The organism is uncultured Zhongshania sp., assembly GCF_963975605.1.
GTDB lineage: Bacteria > Pseudomonadota > Gammaproteobacteria > Pseudomonadales > Spongiibacteraceae > Spongiibacter > Spongiibacter aquimaris.
Genome location: NZ_CAXBHN010000008.1, coordinates 112,667 through 129,960 on the forward strand (window position 1 = coordinate 112,667; position 17,294 = coordinate 129,960).

Annotated in this window: 16 protein-coding genes and 1 tRNA gene; 2 read left to right on the forward strand and 15 right to left on the reverse strand. The window is 50.6% G+C overall.

Translation table 11 applies throughout. The features are described 5' to 3' along the window. Window positions 1-59: 59 nt before the first annotated feature. A complete protein-coding gene (parC, locus tag AAC007_RS09365) occupies window positions 60-2,318 on the reverse strand; it encodes a DNA topoisomerase IV subunit A (RefSeq protein ID WP_339676200.1) in 2,259 nt (752 codons plus the stop codon). 158 nt (window positions 2,319-2,476) lie between these two features. On the opposite strand from parC, the gene AAC007_RS09370 reads away from it, so the two are divergent. After that, window positions 2,477-2,731, forward strand: a complete 255-nt coding sequence (locus AAC007_RS09370; protein WP_296436159.1) for a hypothetical protein — start codon at window positions 2,477-2,479, stop codon at window positions 2,729-2,731. 7 nt (window positions 2,732-2,738) lie between these two features. On the opposite strand, the gene AAC007_RS09375 is transcribed toward AAC007_RS09370, so the two are convergent. Next, the gene (locus AAC007_RS09375; protein ID WP_219042654.1) at window positions 2,739-2,921 is read right to left on the reverse strand and encodes a hypothetical protein; all 183 of its coding nucleotides are present in this window, start codon (window positions 2,919-2,921) and stop codon (window positions 2,739-2,741) included. Between the two features lie 110 nt (window positions 2,922-3,031). Between AAC007_RS09375 and AAC007_RS09380 the strand changes: the two genes are divergently transcribed. Beyond that, the gene (locus tag AAC007_RS09380) at window positions 3,032-3,514 is read left to right on the forward strand and encodes a peptidylprolyl isomerase (RefSeq protein WP_339676206.1); all 483 of its coding nucleotides are present in this window, start codon (window positions 3,032-3,034) and stop codon (window positions 3,512-3,514) included. Between the two features lie 15 nt (window positions 3,515-3,529). On the opposite strand, the gene AAC007_RS09385 is transcribed toward AAC007_RS09380, so the two are convergent. The 13 genes from AAC007_RS09385 to tpiA form a co-directional block, all read right to left on the reverse strand. Beyond that, window positions 3,530-4,423, reverse strand: coding sequence for an alpha/beta hydrolase (locus AAC007_RS09385; RefSeq protein WP_339676207.1), 894 nt, complete (start codon window positions 4,421-4,423; stop codon window positions 3,530-3,532). Beyond that, entirely contained in the window at window positions 4,405-6,258 is a 1,854-nt protein-coding gene (locus AAC007_RS09390) for a DUF4105 domain-containing protein (RefSeq protein WP_339676208.1), read from the reverse strand. Before AAC007_RS09390 ends, AAC007_RS09385 begins: the two co-directional genes overlap by 19 nt. A 56-nt stretch (window positions 6,259-6,314) precedes the next feature. After that, window positions 6,315-6,797 carry a DUF3015 domain-containing protein gene (locus AAC007_RS09395; RefSeq protein WP_339676210.1) on the reverse strand — a complete coding sequence of 161 codons (483 nt, stop codon included), beginning with the start codon at window positions 6,795-6,797 and terminating at the stop codon, window positions 6,315-6,317. Window positions 6,798-6,967: 170 nt separating this feature from the next. Next, on the reverse strand, window positions 6,968-9,100 hold the full coding sequence (gene pnp, locus AAC007_RS09400; protein ID WP_339676213.1) for a polyribonucleotide nucleotidyltransferase: 2,133 nt from the start codon (window positions 9,098-9,100) through the stop codon (window positions 6,968-6,970). Window positions 9,101-9,174: 74 nt separating this feature from the next. Next, window positions 9,175-9,444: a 30S ribosomal protein S15 gene (gene rpsO / locus AAC007_RS09405; protein ID WP_219042660.1), complete on the reverse strand. Its 270-nt coding sequence runs from the start codon at window positions 9,442-9,444 to the stop codon at window positions 9,175-9,177. 142 nt (window positions 9,445-9,586) lie between these two features. Continuing rightward, window positions 9,587-10,513 carry a tRNA pseudouridine(55) synthase TruB gene (gene truB, locus AAC007_RS09410; protein WP_339676215.1) on the reverse strand — a complete coding sequence of 309 codons (927 nt, stop codon included), beginning with the start codon at window positions 10,511-10,513 and terminating at the stop codon, window positions 9,587-9,589. 5 nt (window positions 10,514-10,518) lie between these two features. Next, complete coding sequence (gene rbfA, locus AAC007_RS09415) at window positions 10,519-10,905, reverse strand: 30S ribosome-binding factor RbfA (protein WP_219042662.1); 387 nt, start codon at window positions 10,903-10,905, stop codon at window positions 10,519-10,521. A 28-nt stretch (window positions 10,906-10,933) separates the two neighbouring features. Beyond that, window positions 10,934-13,699 carry a translation initiation factor IF-2 gene (gene infB / locus AAC007_RS09420; RefSeq protein WP_339676216.1) on the reverse strand — a complete coding sequence of 922 codons (2,766 nt, stop codon included), beginning with the start codon at window positions 13,697-13,699 and terminating at the stop codon, window positions 10,934-10,936. A 30-nt stretch (window positions 13,700-13,729) separates the two neighbouring features. Further along, window positions 13,730-15,232: a transcription termination factor NusA gene (gene nusA, locus AAC007_RS09425; protein WP_339676217.1), complete on the reverse strand. Its 1,503-nt coding sequence runs from the start codon at window positions 15,230-15,232 to the stop codon at window positions 13,730-13,732. Window positions 15,233-15,278: 46 nt separating this feature from the next. Next, window positions 15,279-15,734, reverse strand: coding sequence for a ribosome maturation factor RimP (gene rimP, locus AAC007_RS09430; RefSeq protein WP_339676218.1), 456 nt, complete (start codon window positions 15,732-15,734; stop codon window positions 15,279-15,281). Window positions 15,735-16,054: 320 nt separating this feature from the next. Continuing rightward, window positions 16,055-16,140: transfer RNA gene (locus AAC007_RS09435), tRNA-Leu, on the reverse strand. A gap of 7 nt (window positions 16,141-16,147) precedes the next feature. Further along, window positions 16,148-16,528: a preprotein translocase subunit SecG gene (secG, locus tag AAC007_RS09440; protein WP_339676219.1), complete on the reverse strand. Its 381-nt coding sequence runs from the start codon at window positions 16,526-16,528 to the stop codon at window positions 16,148-16,150. Beyond that, complete coding sequence (gene tpiA / locus AAC007_RS09445; protein ID WP_296436164.1) at window positions 16,528-17,283, reverse strand: triose-phosphate isomerase; 756 nt, start codon at window positions 17,281-17,283, stop codon at window positions 16,528-16,530. Before tpiA ends, secG begins: the two co-directional genes overlap by 1 nt. Window positions 17,284-17,294: the final 11 nt, after the last annotated feature.

Here is a 17,294-nt window from a genome sequence, read left to right on the forward strand (position 1 = left end):
AAAAAACGCGGAACCAAACTTGGAACCGCGTTTTTTAGCGAGCTAAGTTTTAACTCAGCTCAACCCGCAACAATTGTTTGCAGTGCATCCACCTTCTGGAAACCGCGTGGCAACTTGTGTCCACGTCGGCCACGCTCACCTAAATAGTGTTCCAGCTCGGCAAACTTCAAGCTTAAATGACGCTTCCCGGAGATCACTTTTAAGGTATCGCGCTCAGAGAAGATAGCGATGGCGCTCACATACTCCTCGCGATTCGCAACCCGCGCCGACGGGATACCAATCATTTTATTGCCCTTACCGCGCGGCATAAGCGGCAAATCACCAACGGGGAATATCAGCATACGACCTTCGGTTGTGACCGCCACTACGTGACTAGTCTCCATATCAGCAATCGCAACCGGCGGTAAAACCAATGCGCCTTTTGGCAACGTCAGCGCTGCTTTGCCCGCTTTGTTTTTACTCTGCAGATCCGACAGTTTTACGATAAATCCGTAGCCGGCATCAGAGGCCAATAAATAATGCCCATCATCACTGCCCATCATCATGCCGGTGAAATTAACACCCGACGGTGGATTAATTCGCCCGGTTAAAGGCTCACCCTGGCCACGCGCCGACGGCAGGCCGTGAGCGGCCACCGTATAGGTTCTACCGGTACTATCGAGGATAATGACCGGTTGATTACTTTTGCCCTTAGCGGCTAATTTAAAGCGGTCGCCGGCCTTGTAGCTCAAGCTAAGCGGATCAATATCGTGGCCTTTGCCCGATCGAATCCAGCCCATTTCCGACAGCACAACGGTAACGGGTTCAGCTGAGACAATCTCTTCTTCAGAGAAAGCGCGTGCCTCACTGCGTGTAACTAGAGGTGAACGGCGCTCGTCACCAAACTCCTCGGCAACCGCCAGTAATTCTTTGCGAACCAAACTCTTCATCCGACGTGGAGAGCCCAGGGTCAACTCCAAACTATCGCGCTCAGTGGCAAGCTCATCCTGCTCACCGCGAATTTTCATTTCTTCAAGTTTTGCCAAGTGGCGTAACTTTAACTCTAGGACCGCCTCGGCCTGCGTATCGGTAATACCGAAGCGCTCCATAAGCACCGGCTTGGGCTGATCCTCTTCGCGAATAATGGCGATCACTTCGTCAATATTTAAAAACGCGATTAATAAGGCATCTAATATATGCAGACGCCTAAGTACCTTATCCAGACGGTACTCTAAACGTCGACGGGTGGTGGTGGTGCGAATTTCCAACCACTCACCAATGATTTTATCGAGCCCCTTAACCTGCGGCCGGCCATCCAAACCGATGACGTTCATATTGACCCGATAACTGCGCTCCAAGTCGGTGGTCGCAAATAAATGATTCATCACCGCCTGCTTATCGACGCGGTTTGATCTGGGAATAACCACCAGACGAGTCGGGTTTTCGTGATCTGATTCATCCCGCAAATCCACCACCATTGGCAGCTTCTTGGCTTGCATCTGCTGGGCAATCTGTTCGAGCACTTTCGATCCAGAGGTCTGATGAGGCAGTGCCGTAATGACGATATCCTCACCCTCGTCTTGCCACAGTGCCCGCATACGCAATGAGCCGCGACCACTTTCATACATTTTCCGCAAATCTTCTGGCGGCGTAATAATTTCGGCATCGGTTGGGAAATCCGGGCCTTTTACATGTTCACATAACTCGGCAACGCTGGCGTTGGGTGCGTCCAGCAAATGAATACAAGCACTCACCACCTCGCGCAAATTATGCGGCGGAATGTCGGTGGCCATACCGACCGCAATACCCGTGGTGCCATTTAGTAATATATTAGGCACCCGCGCCGGTAAGGTCGCGGGCTCGTCCATTTGACCGTCAAAATTCGGCACCCAGTCTACCGTGCCCTGCCCCAGCTCACTGAGCAGAACCTCTGCGTACTTGGTTAATTTAGACTCGGTATAACGCATTGCCGCGAAGGATTTAGGATCGTCCGGCGAACCCCAGTTACCCTGACCGTCGATAAGCGGGTAACGATAGGAGAAGTTCTGCGACATCAATACCATCGCTTCGTACACGGCGCTATCGCCGTGTGGGTGGAACTTACCGATAACGTCACCCACGGTGCGCGCAGATTTCTTGTGCTTGGCATTCGCCTTAAGCCCAAGCTCACTCATGGCGTAAATAATACGGCGCTGCACCGGCTTCAGACCGTCTGCAATATTGGGTAGCGCCCGATCGAGAATGACATACATGGAATAGTCCAAATAAGCCTTCTCGGTATAACTTTTTAAGGGCATTTGCTCGACGCCATCAGCGCCAATCACAATAGTTTCCGACATATTCTCTTATTCAATCCTTATTCATTGCCACTGATCACTTCATGGAATGGCTACGTACAAGCCACTACGGAACATATAACACTCTACGGGTAATTACGAAGATTCAATCCTGCTGCGCCGACATATACTGACTCCACGTTGATCAGAGGAGATCCGACATGACTGCTCAAAAAGTAGTAAGCCTATCAGAATATCGTCAAGATACGCAGCAAATGCATATAGACGACGTTAGCGCTCAGGCCTTCTTGTTTCTACAAGAGCAAGCTCAAGAACTTGATCTCCCCATGCGCAAATTGCTGAAAGAGCATTTACTAGGCATTGCCTGCGTTGTCAAAGCCGTTGAAGGTATCGACGAAGCGCAAAACTGGCTCGCACTGATTAGCGACGAAATCAGCACCGGCGAACGCCACTAAGCTCCCCCTAATGTGCGGTGATCTTCTTTTCACCGCAGCGCTCACACACATACACTGTAACTAGCTTTCCCAGCTTCACATCAAACTGCTTAGCCTTATCGACCCGCCACTTGTGAAAGCCTTCGCGGCACAGCGTATTAGGCGTTTTGCCCTGCGGCAACTTACGTTTAAAGGGCAATACATCGCCCATAGCAACTCTCCCTTAGATTCACTACAACGCTCTACCACTGCGTGGATTTCGCGATTACTATACGCGCCTTGAGATAGCTGCGCGATAACTGAACGCAACGAGGGAGCATCATGGAAATTAGCCGCAATAAAGTCGTGTCATTTCACTACGAATTACGCAACGGTGACGGCACCGTATTAGAAGATAACTTTAATGACACGCCGTCACTATATATGCACGGAGCCGATAACATCATAAGTGGCCTAGAAAAAGCCATGGCCGGCCACACGGTAGGAGATGAGTTTGAAGTCTCACTCGCGGCTAAAGATGCCTACGGTGAAATTGAACCCAATAAAACCGAACGTATTCCCGCCAAATATTTGAAGCACGAAGGTAAAATTAAAGTTGGTCAAGCCGTGCGCTTTAACACCGACAAGGGGATGCGCAATGCCACAGTGGTAAAAGTCGGTAAGTTTTCAGTCGACGTTGACCTCAACCACCCCTTGGCAGGCCAAAGCCTGAGCTTCAAAATTCTTATCAAAGATATTCGCGACGCCACCGACGAAGAAATTCGCCATCGTCACGCCCACGGTGAAGGTGGTCACCAACACTAATAAGCAAAGTTTATATTACTGTTTTCGCGACGCTCGCCAACGCTCGGCGGCATCGCGAATAAAACCCGCTACCAGATCGCGATTCTCAGCCCGAGAAAAGGTTTGGATATGGCCACCCTCATAGCTAATTAGCGTTTTCGGCTGCTTTGCAGCGGCAAGCAATCTTTCAGCGTGGCGATACGGCACCACCGGATCGTCCCGGCCGTGAATCAGCAACAGCGGCAGCGGTGAAATAGCAGAAATTTCGTCAAGCAAATTCTCTCCCTCGGGCATCGCCCACGCGGCGAGACACTGGAAAGACCAAGCAAGCCAATTCGACGCCGCAACTTTCTTAGCGATATCAGCGTAGCCGGTAAAACCCGCATCCAGAATTACCCCCGCTAGAGCGGGGTACTGCCGTCCATTACGTGCCACCGCAACACCAGCGAGACTCGCACCAATACTCTGCCCCAATACCACGATTGGCGTATTTACCTGCGCCGGCTGCGCAGAGAGATATTGCAGCGCGGCAAGAATATCCATTTGCGCACCTCGAACACTGGCTTCACCAGAAGACTGACCATAGCCGCGATAGTCTATAAGCAACACATTAATACCACGCGCGGGCAACCAATAGACGCTGGCTAAATGAGTACTTATATTTTCAGCATTGCCGTGGGCAAATAAAACGGTGGCCTCAGCTTTACCTTCCGCGGGCAACCACCAGGCACTCACCGTGCCGCCATCGGCTATTGCAATTCTGACATCTGCATACGCCAATCCGACATCGGCTGGGCTGCGAACAAGTTGTTGCTGCGGGAAAAATAGCAAGCTCTCGCAAGCGCTAAGCACGAATACAAAGATTAAAACGAACACTCGCGAAAAAGACATTGCACGCACAACTGAGGCCATTAAAAATACCGCCGCCATGACAATTCCAATGCAGCGGATTCGCGCGCAAATTCTTTGCGATAATCCACGCTAGCCCGTATCGCCTGATTAGTACTCAAAGCCAGATTAGTGCTTAGCGACATACTCTGACGCACGCCTTCGCCAACATCCCGGCCACCACCAAAATCCATATATTCGACACTCAACTCACTTGCCCAACGATCGCCCTGCCAAAGTAGTCCCGCACTGACTTTGGGTGCTATACGCAAACGGGTTTCGGCATCGTCATTGTGCTCCAAGCGCGCGCCGGGAATCACATACGCTATACCACTCAAAAATTGGCGACTGACACCGGCACCGCCGCCCACTCTAGCAACCAGACTTTGTTTTGGTGACGTTTCCAAGCGCTCAAGTCCCGCCGCCACCTGCCAGCTAAGCGGCGCAAAAAAATCGTTGCGAGGAGCAAGCGAACGGATCGCCACTGGGTCGAAACGCTGAAGTCGCAGTGTGTCTTCCTGCCAACGGACTTTTAATTGCCCCATCATCAGCGTCGCACCCGGAGGGTATCCGGAAACCACATCTAATGCATCGTGATAACTAATTCGCCACTCCATATCGGCATATTGCTGATGTTTGCGCGCCCCGCCAGCCACACCGAACATTGACGTCGAATGACCTAAGTCTGGCCGCCCAGGCGTGCTCGGCTGCGGTGCTGACTGCACACCGTAAGACTGAATTTGACTTAGCAATTTAAGGCTGCGACGTGCCTGCTCTGGCGTGCGCTGCTCGCGATTGCTGGTATAGCGCAAATATCGGTAAGCGGCCACCACTAGCTGCTGACGCTCCGCTACGCTAAAATTTAAAAAAGCTGGCTGCTCCAACACCTGCTCATTGGCAGCCAACTGCAATACCAGTTTGCGCTGCTCCCCATCCAAACCGGCCAATACCGCTTCTAACTCTCTGCGCTTTGACGGCCGATAACTCGGCGCTTCCGCCAAGCCACTTTCCACCACCGCTCTCACGGTATCTACTGGCATCGCGGCGTAGGCGAATTGTGATGTTAGATCCAAACCGGGTAGCGCAACTTCTAGCAGCTCAAGCAAACGGAAAGAACAATTCTCATCGAAGAAATAGTAATCAAAATTAATATTGCGCAGCTCCCAAGTATGAGCCAACAACAAATCTATTTGGGCGGCACTCAAAGACAGCGGGTATTCCCAGATATCCCGGTTTTCTAAACGACTGTATTCTTGAATTTTTTCGTAATAGGGCTGCATGCTAAATAAACCGGGATAGCCGCCTAAAATTCCTCTGTAGGCGTATAGCATGCCGTTTTCATCGGGGGGGATACTTGCCGCAAAATTCAAGGCATACGACAGGAATGCACTCTCGCCGCGCTCTCCCGCCGGATCTAAACGCAGAAAAGTATGCCCGTACATGGATGAGGGACTATTTAAATAGCTTGCCGCCAAGACCAAAACCACGCGCTCAATATCTATTTTGTCGCGCCATTCATTGTATTCACCACAATCGCTAAGCAAGCCTGCCGGTACAAGGTGCTGGCTGTGCAACCACAAATATCTTGCTGGAAAGCGGCAGGCGGTTTCAGTCGGTTTTGCCGCGAATGCAGCCAGACTTGCGTCAAATTCAGCTTTGCGGTTTTGGTCGCCATCCTCCGCCAGAAAAAACCGCCGATCATCGATATAACTCTTCGTGACTTCTTTAAAAAGTGGAGTTTGCCGCGGGAAATGTAATAGGGCTCGCCACGATGGGCTTTCCGCCAATGGCAACTCAGACGCGTCTGCATACTGCGAAAATGCAGGCAATGATAAACTCAATAACAGTGTCTGCACTGTTATACGAAATAGGGGCATTCTGACTCTCGATAAAAAACGGCCCCGAAGGGCCGCTAGAAACCTTATAAAAAGATTTACGAAACGTATTTAGACAAACGCTGGTCGCCTTTCATAATGGCGAAAATAGACGCCATTACTGCATCTGCCTGCACATCGGCAGACGGGAACAGACTATTAAAGTTGTTATGCAGGCTCTCTTTAAACGCCGGGCGGTCTTCAGCGCTGATACCTAGCGATACCGCAACAGCCGTTAAAGCCTCGCCATCACCACGCGCAACATCCTCAGAAAATTCGTCCATGATGGCGCCAACATTAACCATTTTCTTGCCACCGTAGGTCAGCTGACCATCAGCTGAGCAGCCATTTGTACCGGAGGTCATACCGAAGGTATTGTTACCTGATGTGCCATTTGTAATCGAAGCTACAAGGTGTGAGGGCAAGCCAGATTGCCCCGCAAATAACATATTGCCCCAACCACAATTAGGGCCACCAGGTGCAACTGCAAAAGATGCGCTGGAGCAAGCCAAGAAAGCAGAAGTGATAAAGAATTTTTTCATAGTTATTCCCTCGTGGAATTTATAATATAAAAACTGCACCAAGAGATTAGCACAGCTTTGTCTGCTGTCTACGGCCTAATTTCAATATTATCAAAGATCTATAAATCATCTTTTCGATGCGCAAAAAAAAGCCCCGCTGAGCGGGGCTTTTTCGCAAAAGGATTTACGCCTTACTCAGCGCTTTGTCCACTCGCCTCTTCAACAACTTCTGCACTGTCAGCAACAGCTTCTTTGATAGACAGCTTGATACGACCGCGGGCATCAACATCCAGCACTTTAACCTGAACATCTTGGCCTTCTTTCAGGTAATCGCTCACGTTCTCTACGCGCTCGTCAGAGATCTGAGAGATGTGCACAAGACCGTCTTTACCCGGAAGAATTGTGACGAAGGCGCCAAAGTCTACGATACGAGCAACCTTACCCGTGTAGATTGCGCCAACTTCTGCTTCAGCTGTGATAGCTAAAATACGGTTTACTGCATCATCGCGTGATGCTGCATCAGAACCGTATACGCGAACTGTACCGTCGTCTTCGATATCGATTTGCGCACCGGTTTCTTCGCACATGCTGCGAATAGTTGCGCCGCCTTTACCGATAATGTCGCGAATTTTGTCAGAATCGACTTTCATCACGTGCATGCTTGGCGCGTTATCAGAAACACCGCTGCGTGACGTAGCAAGAACCTGATTCATTTGGCCAAGAATGTGCAAACGAGCTTGCTGTGCCTGCTCAAGAGCGACTTCCATGATCTTCTGGGTAATACCCTCGATCTTGATGTCCATCTGCAGAGCGGTAATACCATCAGCAGTACCAGCTACTTTAAAGTCCATATCGCCAAGGTGATCTTCATCGCCAAGGATGTCGGTTAGAACAGCAAAGCGCTCGCCTTCCTTAACCAGACCCATCGCGATACCGGCAACTGGTGCTTTTAACGGTACGCCAGCATCCATCAATGACAGGCTGCCTACACAGACAGAGGCCATTGAGCTTGAACCGTTTGATTCGGTAATTTCCGATACCACACGAATGGTATATGGGAATTCTTCAGCAGTTGGCAGAACCGCTTCCAAGCTGCGGCGCGCCAAACGGCCGTGACCAATTTCGCGACGACCGGTGCTACCCATACGACCACACTCACCTACTGAATAGGGAGGGAAGTTGTAATGCAGCATGAAGTTATCTTTAAACTCGCCCGCCAAGGCATCAACAAACTGCGCATCACGGGTAGTACCCAAAGTCGCAACGCCGATAGCCTGGGTTTCACCGCGGGTAAACAACGCAGAACCATGAGCCTTGCCAAGTACGCCAACTTCAACATTAATTGGACGAACAGTGCGGCCATCGCGGCCATCAATACGTGGTTCGCCATTTAAAATACGCTGACGAACAATTTGCTTTTCTAGTTTAGCGAATACACCGCGAACATCATCGGCGCTGTATTGTGCATCATCGCCAGTAGCCAATTCAGCGATAGCTTGATTGCGCAATTCGCCAACTTTAGCGTAGCGTTCCATTTTATCTGTAACGCGATAGGCGTCGCCCAAGCCCGCTTTGTAACCGCCGGCAACAGCGCCTAGTAATGCCGTATTTTCTTCAGCTGGCTGCCAATCCCAAGCTGGCTTACCTGTTTCAGCGGCCAACTCTTTGATCGCTTGCACGGCTGCTTGCATCTCTTGGTGTGCGTACAGTACCGCACCCAACATTTGGTCTTCAGTCAGTTGCTGTGCCTCTGACTCAACCATTAATACGGCGTCTTGAGTTCCAGCAACAACCATGTCCAACAAGCTAGCGTTTAACTGCTCGTAGCTTGGGTTGAGAATGTAACCATCTTCAGCGGTAAAGCCAACGCGCGCCGCACCCACTGGGCCAGCAAAGGGAACACCAGAAATAGCTAATGCAGCAGAGGTACCAATTAATGCCGCGATATCTGGGTCATTTGCTTTGTCTGCAGACATAACCGTACAGATAACCTGTACTTCATTCTGGAAACCTTTAGGAAACAGCGGGCGAATTGGGCGGTCGATCAGACGAGAGGTTAATGTCTCTTTTTCTGATGGACGCGCTTCGCGCTTGAAGAAACCACCAGGAATCTTACCAACAGAGTAAGTACGCTCTTGGTAGTGAACTGACAGCGGGAAAAAGTCTTGGCCAGGCTTAGCAGATTTTGCTGCTACAACCGTACACAAAACTTGCGTGTTATCGATAGTAACCAGTACCGCACCAGTAGCTTGTCTGGCAATACGGCCGGTCTCCAAGGTGACAGTCTGGCTGCCCCACTGGAATGTTTTAGTAACGGGATTCACGGAGTAATTCCTCCCAAATATGGGTTATATAAAGTAATAAGGGGGCCACCAAGGCCCCCTCACTTATTCTTGTTTTAGCGACGCAGACCGAGACGTTTGATCAATTTAACGTAACGCTCTTGGTCTTTACGTTTCAGATAATCCAGCAATTTACGACGCTGGTTTACCATGCGAATCAAACCACGACGTGAGTGGTGATCCTTTTTGTGGCCTTCAAAGTGGCCTTGTAGTTTATTGATGTTAATGGTCAACAATGCGACCTGTACTTCTGGTGAACCAGTATCGCCTTCGGCAGTCTGGTAGTCCTTAACAACATCAGCTTTCTCAATAGCAGATAATGCCATCTTCTTTTTCCTCATTACGAATATGCGTTTATAAATCGAGCCTGACCGTGCATATTTACAGTCAGGTTCGGAAGGAGAGACAGCTTGCCAACACCTTCATTTCTGTTTACCGAACTTGCGGCACAAATTCAGCCGCGCATTATCACACAGTTGAGAGCAAACGACGAGGTGTAACACGCCCATCGTCTAAAATTTCACCAATTCCGAGGAATTTTTGTGTCTCACTTAGCAATACCACCATACCGGAAGTAGGTGCAGCGGCGACTTGAACCGGCTGCCCCTGCATTAAGTAGTGGGCTGCGGTTTCACCCAAACTCAGCTGTGGAATATGCTCCAGGGCATCAGTTATCGGTAATAACAGGGCATCTAAACCATCGAAGTCCTCGGCATCACGCAGCGCTTGTAGAGCTTCTATCGATACCGATTGCGCCTCCACAAACGGACCTGCCTGCAAGCGCCGCAGGGCGGCCACGTGGCCGCCACATCCAATCGCCGCCCCCAGGTCTTCAGCCAATGAGCGAATATATGTGCCTTTACTACACCTGACTCGCACGACCGCGCGCGCTAAAGACCCGGGGGTAAACGACTCCAATTCAAACTCACGAATTGTCACTGGTCGCGCAGGACGCTCAACAGTAATGCCCTTGCGGGCCAGCTCATAAAGGGGCTTGCCGTCGCGCTTAAGTGCCGAATACATCGGTGGCACCTGCAGGATATCACCGCGCAATTTTGCTATTTGGGTTTCTAGTTCTGCTGCGGTGAGATTGGAGGCGTCAACTTCGGCCAAAATCTCACCCTCAGCATCGCCGGTATCCGTTTGCTGACCAAAGATGAAGTGGCTGCGATACTCTTTATCGGCATCCAGTAAATACTGGGAGAATTTTGTCGCCTCGCCAAAGCAGACAGGCAGTACGCCGGTCGCCAAAGGATCTAGCGCGCCGGTATGCCCTGCTTTGCTGGCATTATAAATAGCGCGAGCGGTAACCATCGCACCATTGGAAGATTTACCTGGCGGCTTATCCAATACCAAAATGCCGTCAACTGACCGGCCTTTACGACGCCTCGCCAAACCAGCTATTCCCCGTCTTCATCCGTGTGACGGCTGCGATCAGCTTCAACTGCATCTTGAATAAGCTTGCTGATATGCTGACCGCGATTAACACTGGTATCGTAATAAAATCGCAGTTGCGGTGTGGTGCGAGCGTTGTTGATTTTAGCAACCTGGCTGCGCAAAAAGCCCGCCGCCTTATTTAACACCGCCAAAGATTCTTTCGCCTCTTCAGCCGTGTTTTTACCCATCACGGTAACGTAAATCTTGGCGTGGCTAAGATCGCGACTGACCTGAGCGTCGATGACACTGACCATGCCAAGACGCGGATCCCTAAGCTCTTTCTGGATAAAACTACCCAGCTCGCGCTTTAAAAAGTCAGCGATCCGCGCTGTACGGCTAAACTCTTTCAATTGACTCGCTACTCCGCAACGTCAGCCTTTACAGGCTGCGCGCAATTTCCTTCACTTCGAACACTTCAATTTTGTCGCCTGGGCGCACATCTTTGTAGTTCTTCACGCCGATACCACATTCCATACCGTTCTTAACTTCGGCTGCATCATCTTTAAAGCGGCGGAGAGACTCGAGCTCGCCCTCATAGATAACAACGTCTGCGCGCAGAACACGGATACGCTTGCTGCGGTAAACCGTACCTTCAATAACCATACAGCCAGCAATATCGCCAAACTTAGGTGACCGGAATACGTCGCGAACCTCGGCAACACCGACAATTTCCTCGCGCATTTCAGGACTCAACATACCGGTTAATGCCGCGGTTACATCATCAATCACGTCGTAGATTACGCTGTAGTAACGAAGATCAACGCCTTCATTTTCAGCTAATTTACGTGCACTGGAGTCTGCTCGCACATTGAAACCAAACATAACCGCGCCCGACGTTAAGGCTAGGTTTACGTCGGTTTCAGTGATACCACCAACACCAGCAGAAACAATGTTAACGCTAACTTCGTCGTTACCGATGTCCATTAAGGACGCCTGCAATGCTTCGAGAGAACCGCGAACATCGGTTTTAAGCACCACATTCAGAATACGGCGCTCTGCCGACTCCATGCTTTCAAACATACGATCAAGTTTAGCCGCTTGCTGACGTTTAATACGCTGCTCGCGATCACGCACTTGGCGGAAGTCTGCGACTTCACGGGCGCGCTTGTCGTTCTCGACGACAACAAAGCTATCGCCTGCGTCTGGCGTGCCATCAAGACCCAAAATCTCAACAGGAATCGACGGACCCGCTTCTTTAACCGGTTTGCCGTTTTCGTCGAGCATTGCCCGCACGCGACCAGAACACTGGCCGGCAAGAACGATATCGCCTTGGCGCAACGTACCGCTCTGAATCAGCAGTGATGCAACAGCACCGCGGCCTTTGTCTAAGCGAGACTCGATAACCAAGCCCTGCGCCGGCAAATCGGATGCCGCTTTCAACTCAAGCAATTCTGCCTGCAGCAAGACTGCGTCCAACAACTTATCGATACCTTCACCAGTATGCGCAGATACATGCACAAACTGCGTATCGCCGCCCCACTCTTCGGAAATAACGTCTTTCGCTGAAAGCTCGTTTTTCACCCGATCTGGGTCCGCACCTTCTTTATCCATTTTATTGACCGCGACCACCAGTGGCACACCCGCCGCTTTCGCGTGGACAATGGCCTCTTCAGTCTGCGGCATCACACCATCATCGGCAGCCACCACCAGGATCACGATATCGGTACTCTTAGCACCCCGCGCTCGCATCTGCGTAAACGCAGCGTGACCCGGGGTATCAAGGAAGGTGATCATGCCGTGGCCGGTTTCAACGTGGTAAGCACCGATGTGCTGAGTGATACCACCCGCCTCACCGCTGGCAACCTTGGTTTTACGGATATAGTCGAGCAATGAGGTCTTACCGTGGTCAACATGACCCATAACCGTCACAACAGGCGCTCTCGCTATCATGGTACCAGCACCACGGGCACCTAATGTTTCCTCTAGCGCTTCTTCAACTGCATCCTCAGAAACCAACTTCACTGAGTGGCCCATTTCTTCGACCACAAGCTGAGCAGTTTCCTGATCAATAGGCTGGTTGATAGTAACCATCAAGCCCATCTTGATCATTTCTTTAATAACTTCAGCAGCTTTCACTTTCATCTGCTGAGCAAGCTCTGCCGCGGTGGTGGTTTCACCAATATTTACGGCATAAACGATCTTATCTGTCGGCGCTTGGAAAGCGTGACGCTGCGCATCGTCTGGCAACTTCAAGGTCTTCTTCTTGCGACGACCGCCAAAAGAACCGGCGCCATCTAAATCATCGCGCTTGTTGCCGCGGGATTTACCGCCTTTACGGCGCGGACGATCATCGTCGGCAGCGGCATTATCACTTGGTGCTGCGCGACGGTGATGACGAGGTGCTGGCTTTTCTGCGTCACCGGCGGCCTTACCCGCTGGTGCGGCAGCTGGCGTATTTGCTGGCGCTTGAGATTTTGCTTTACGCTTATCTTCATCACGTTTTTTGTCTGCCAATACTTCGGCGCGGCGCTCTTGAACTCGCTTTTCTTCTTCTTTACGACGCAAAATTGCACGCTGGCGAAGAACCTCAGGGTCAACGTCTACAACTTCCTCAACCACTTCACGGTATTCATCCGTTTTGTTTGCTGGGGCCGCGACTTGAGCAGGTACAGGTTCTTCTTTAACAGGAACAGGCTCCGGCGCTTTCTCTTCAGCAACAGGTTCCGGCGTAGGCTCAGGAGCCTTCTCTTCAGTAACTGGCTCAGGGGCTGCAACTTCCACCTTCGGTTCAGGTGCTGCCTCTACCTCTGCTTGAACTTCAGGCGCCGCCTTAGGAGCCTCAACTTCTGCTGCAGCTTCAGCACTTAGCCGCTCTTCAGCCGCCGCTTCCGCTGCCATTTCCGCAGGGTCGCGCTTGATATAGGTCCGCTTTTTACGAACTTCGATATTAACCGTTTTCTTACCCGCACCCGATCCGGTCTTGAGCGTACTCAAGGTTTTACGCTGCAAGGTTATTTTCTGTGGTGCCTCGGCTGATTCTCCGTGGCTCCGCTTTAAGAAAGTCAGCAGAGTTTGCTTGTCTTCATCAGACACCGCTTGTCCGGCAGCGCTGTGTGACAGCCCAGCCTCTTTCATTTGCCGCAATAAACGTTCTACAGGCGCGCCAACGACTTCGGCAAGCTGGCTCACGGTAACTTCAGCCATTCATCATTCTCCCTAAACGGTACGACTCGCTTATTTTGCAGATTCGTCTTCGTCTGCAAACCACGGAGCGCGGGCTGTCATAATTAACTCTCCAGCCCGTTCTTCAGTCATGTCTTCAATGTCGAGAAGATCTTCAACAGCCTGCTCGGCCAGATCTTCCATCGTTACAATGCCACGGCTGGCAAGAATAAAGGCAAGGTGTTTTTCCATGCCATCCATTGTCAATAAATCTTCAGCCGGCTCTGCACTTTCTAATTTTTCTTCACTCGCTATTGCTTGGGTCAACAAGGCGTCCTTCGCACGGGCACGCAACTCTTGCGCAATGTCCTCGTCGAAGCCTTCAATTGACATCATTTCTTCAAGCGGCACGTAGGCAACTTCTTCCAGTGTTGTGAAGCCTTCTTCTACCAACACCTCAGCAATGTCTTCACCCACATCCAGGGCTTCAACAAAAAAGCTAATTACCTGTCCTGATTCTTGCTCGTGTTTAGCACCCATCTCCTCGATGCTCATCACGTTGATTGTCCAGCCAGTTAACTGACCGGCAAGGCGAACATTTTGCCCCGCACGACCAATGGCTTGCGCGAGATTGTCTTCGGCCACGCCCACATCCATGGTATGGCTATCTTCATCAACGACAATAGACTCGACTTCGGCGGGCGCCATTGCATTAATAACCAACTGCGCTGGATTATCGTCCCACAAAATAATATCGACGCGCTCATTGCCCAACTCACCAGAAACCGCTTGCACACGCGAACCGCGCATACCAACGCAAGCGCCGACTGGGTCGATACGGCCATCATTTGTTTTTACAGCAATCTTTGCCCGTGAACCCGGGTCGCGAGCAGCGGCGCGAATCTCGATAACATCTTCAGAAACTTCAGGCACTTCGATCTTGAATAGCTCGATAAGCATTTCTGGACAGGCGCGACTCAAAAACAATTGCGGGCCGCGGGCCTCTGGGCGCACATCTGCCAAAATCGCGCGAACGCGATCATTGATCCGGAATACTTCGCGACCAACTAATTCTTCACGGGGCAATAGAGCTTCAGCATTGTTACCTAGGTCAACAATAATACTGTCGCGCGTCACCTTCTTAACGGTGCCATTTATAAGCTCGCCAACGCGGTCGCGGTATTCATCAACAATTTGCGCACGCTCTGCTTCGCGAACTTTTTGCACGATAACTTGCTTGGCAGTTTGCGCAGCAATACGACCAAAACCCACGTTCTCAACGATCTCTTCGTGAGTGTCGCCCGCTTTTAAATCAGTGCTGTACTCATGCGCCTCTTCGATCGTTAGCTGAGTACCCAGCAGCGCCATCTCATCGTCAGGCATGACCAACCAGCTGCGAAAAGTCTGATAATCACCCGTGTTGCGATCTATCACCACACGAATTTCAGAATCTTCGTCATAACGTTTCTTGGCGGCTGTTGCCAATGCCTGTTCAATCGCTTCGAAAATGATAGTTTTAGAAACACCTTTTTCGTTCGATACGGCCTCAACTACCAGCAATATTTCTTTACTCATTATCCGCCTCTTTCCGCAGCCGGCTATTTGAAATCATTAACCCCGATTAAAATCGAGGCACGACATTCGCTTTATCAATTTGATCGAAGGGAAGCAAATAATCATGCTCCTCAACGTTCAATACCACATCACCATCCTCGATGCCTGCCAGGCGACCGAGAAACTTTCTACGCCCCTCAAAAGAGGTGCGCAAACGAATACTTACATCATTACCAATGTACTGTTCAAACTGTGCCAGCGTGTATAGCGGCCGATCCATACCCGGCGACGACACTTCGAGGTTGTACTCACCCGCGATAGGATCCTCAACATCTAATACGCCGCTGATTTGGTGACTGGTTTTCGCGCAATCATCAACACCAATCCCGTTTTCACTATCAATATACACACGCAGCAAAGTGTGACGACCATGAGACTGATAATCCAAACCCCATAGTTCGTAGCCAAGAGCTTCCACTCCCGGCCTTAACAATTCTTCTAACTTGACGTTCTTGTTGGACAAGTTCACTACCCACCAATAAAAAATGGGCCCAAGGCCCACCATCGAAATTCTTTGACGTACGCCCTTTAGCGATACGAAAAAGCCCCTTTGGAAGGGGCTTCTAAAAACTTCTGATCTATATAAAGCGAAGTCACCCAACGCTTACAAAGGAAGCCTGTAAAACCCGTGCCGCCACCTCATATCAGGAGGCGCATTATAGTCGGCGACCACAAGCAGGTCAAGCCAAACGGCTGACACGGAAAGGAATACAGGGGCAATTACACACTTACGCGAGAAACAAAAAAGGATAGTCATCACAGACAATTATCCTTTTTTTAAATTGGTGCCGAAAGCGGGACTTGAACCCGCACGAGCTATGCTCACCACCCCCTCAAGATGGCGTGTCTACCAATTCCACCACTTCGGCTAATTTTTTACTCGACCACCGCCGGCATATCACTCTCTGCAGGCACATCCGACTCAGCACCACCCGCTTGAGCAGGCATGCTATCGTCACCAACCGGAGCAACATCACGACTTTCCTGCAACACAGGCACGTCAATAATGTCTTCACCACCACCGCTACGCTGCTTCGCCACATAGGCGAGCGACAAACTTGTAATGAAGAATAAGGTAGCCAATATGGCAGTCGCCCGTGTTAACGCGTTGCCGCTACCACTACTACCAAATAAAGTTTGTGACGCACCAGAGCCAAACGAAGCCCCCATATCTGCGCCTTTACCTTGCTGAACCAAGATCAAACCAATAATGGCAAGACCAGCCAACACATGTACTATTAAAATAATCTGTTCCATTACTCCGCCGCCCGACATATTGCGGAAAATTCCTGTGCATCAAGTGACGCACCACCAACTAAACCGCCATCAATATCCGCCTGAGCGAACAATTCACCTGCATTGGCAGCCTTGACACTACCGCCATACAGAATTCGCAAACCCTTCGCCAATAACTCATCTTTTTTCGAAAAAAGTGCGCGAATAAAAGCATGCACTTCTTGAGCCTGATCAGGACTTGCCGTTTTACCTGTGCCAATTGCCCAAACCGGCTCGTAAGCAACTACAATCAAACGTAACTGCTCAGCACTTAATGTCGAAAATATCGGCTTAAGTTGGGCTGAAATAACTTCAAGAGTTGCACCCTCATCACGCTGCGCCTCGGTCTCACCGACACACACCAAAGGTATCAATCCCTGCAGCAAAGCCTGCTTAGCTTTTTGCGCAACTTGCTCACTGGTTTCACCGTACATTGCTCGGCGCTCAGAATGCCCAACAATGACATAGCGGCACCCGACATCAGCCAACATTGAGGCAGACACCTCACCTGTATATGCACCTTCACTGGGTTGGTCACAAACATTCTGATTACCAACCGCAACTGGCGAGCCGCTCAAGCCAACTAACACCTGCGCCAAATACACCGAGGGAGGGAAAACCGCGATATCAACACCAGGCTCCGCAGGTAGGGAGGCTTTCATTTCCGCCACCAATTTTCCAATGCTGGCGCTGTCGCCACACATTTTCCAATTCCCTGCTACGAGATTACTCCGCATGCCATTTCCCT

Coding starts and splice junctions, on each gene's coding strand:
- parC (WP_339676200.1), bottom strand. CDS start 2,318: ATGTCGGAAACTATTGTGATTGGCGCTGATGGCGTCGAGCAAATGCCC.
- AAC007_RS09370 (WP_296436159.1), top strand. CDS start 2,477: ATGACTGCTCAAAAAGTAGTAAGCCTATCAGAATATCGTCAAGATACG.
- AAC007_RS09375 (WP_219042654.1), bottom strand. CDS start 2,921: ATGGGCGATGTATTGCCCTTTAAACGTAAGTTGCCGCAGGGCAAAACG.
- AAC007_RS09380 (WP_339676206.1), top strand. CDS start 3,032: ATGGAAATTAGCCGCAATAAAGTCGTGTCATTTCACTACGAATTACGC.
- AAC007_RS09385 (WP_339676207.1), bottom strand. CDS start 4,423: ATGGCGGCGGTATTTTTAATGGCCTCAGTTGTGCGTGCAATGTCTTTT.
- AAC007_RS09390 (WP_339676208.1), bottom strand. CDS start 6,258: ATGCCCCTATTTCGTATAACAGTGCAGACACTGTTATTGAGTTTATCA.
- AAC007_RS09395 (WP_339676210.1), bottom strand. CDS start 6,797: ATGAAAAAATTCTTTATCACTTCTGCTTTCTTGGCTTGCTCCAGCGCA.
- rpsO (WP_219042660.1), bottom strand. CDS start 9,444: ATGGCATTATCTGCTATTGAGAAAGCTGATGTTGTTAAGGACTACCAG.
- infB (WP_339676216.1), bottom strand. CDS start 13,699: ATGGCTGAAGTTACCGTGAGCCAGCTTGCCGAAGTCGTTGGCGCGCCT.
- nusA (WP_339676217.1), bottom strand. CDS start 15,232: ATGAGTAAAGAAATATTGCTGGTAGTTGAGGCCGTATCGAACGAAAAA.
- secG (WP_339676219.1), bottom strand. CDS start 16,528: ATGGAACAGATTATTTTAATAGTACATGTGTTGGCTGGTCTTGCCATT.
- tpiA (WP_296436164.1), bottom strand. CDS start 17,283: ATGCGGAGTAATCTCGTAGCAGGGAATTGGAAAATGTGTGGCGACAGC.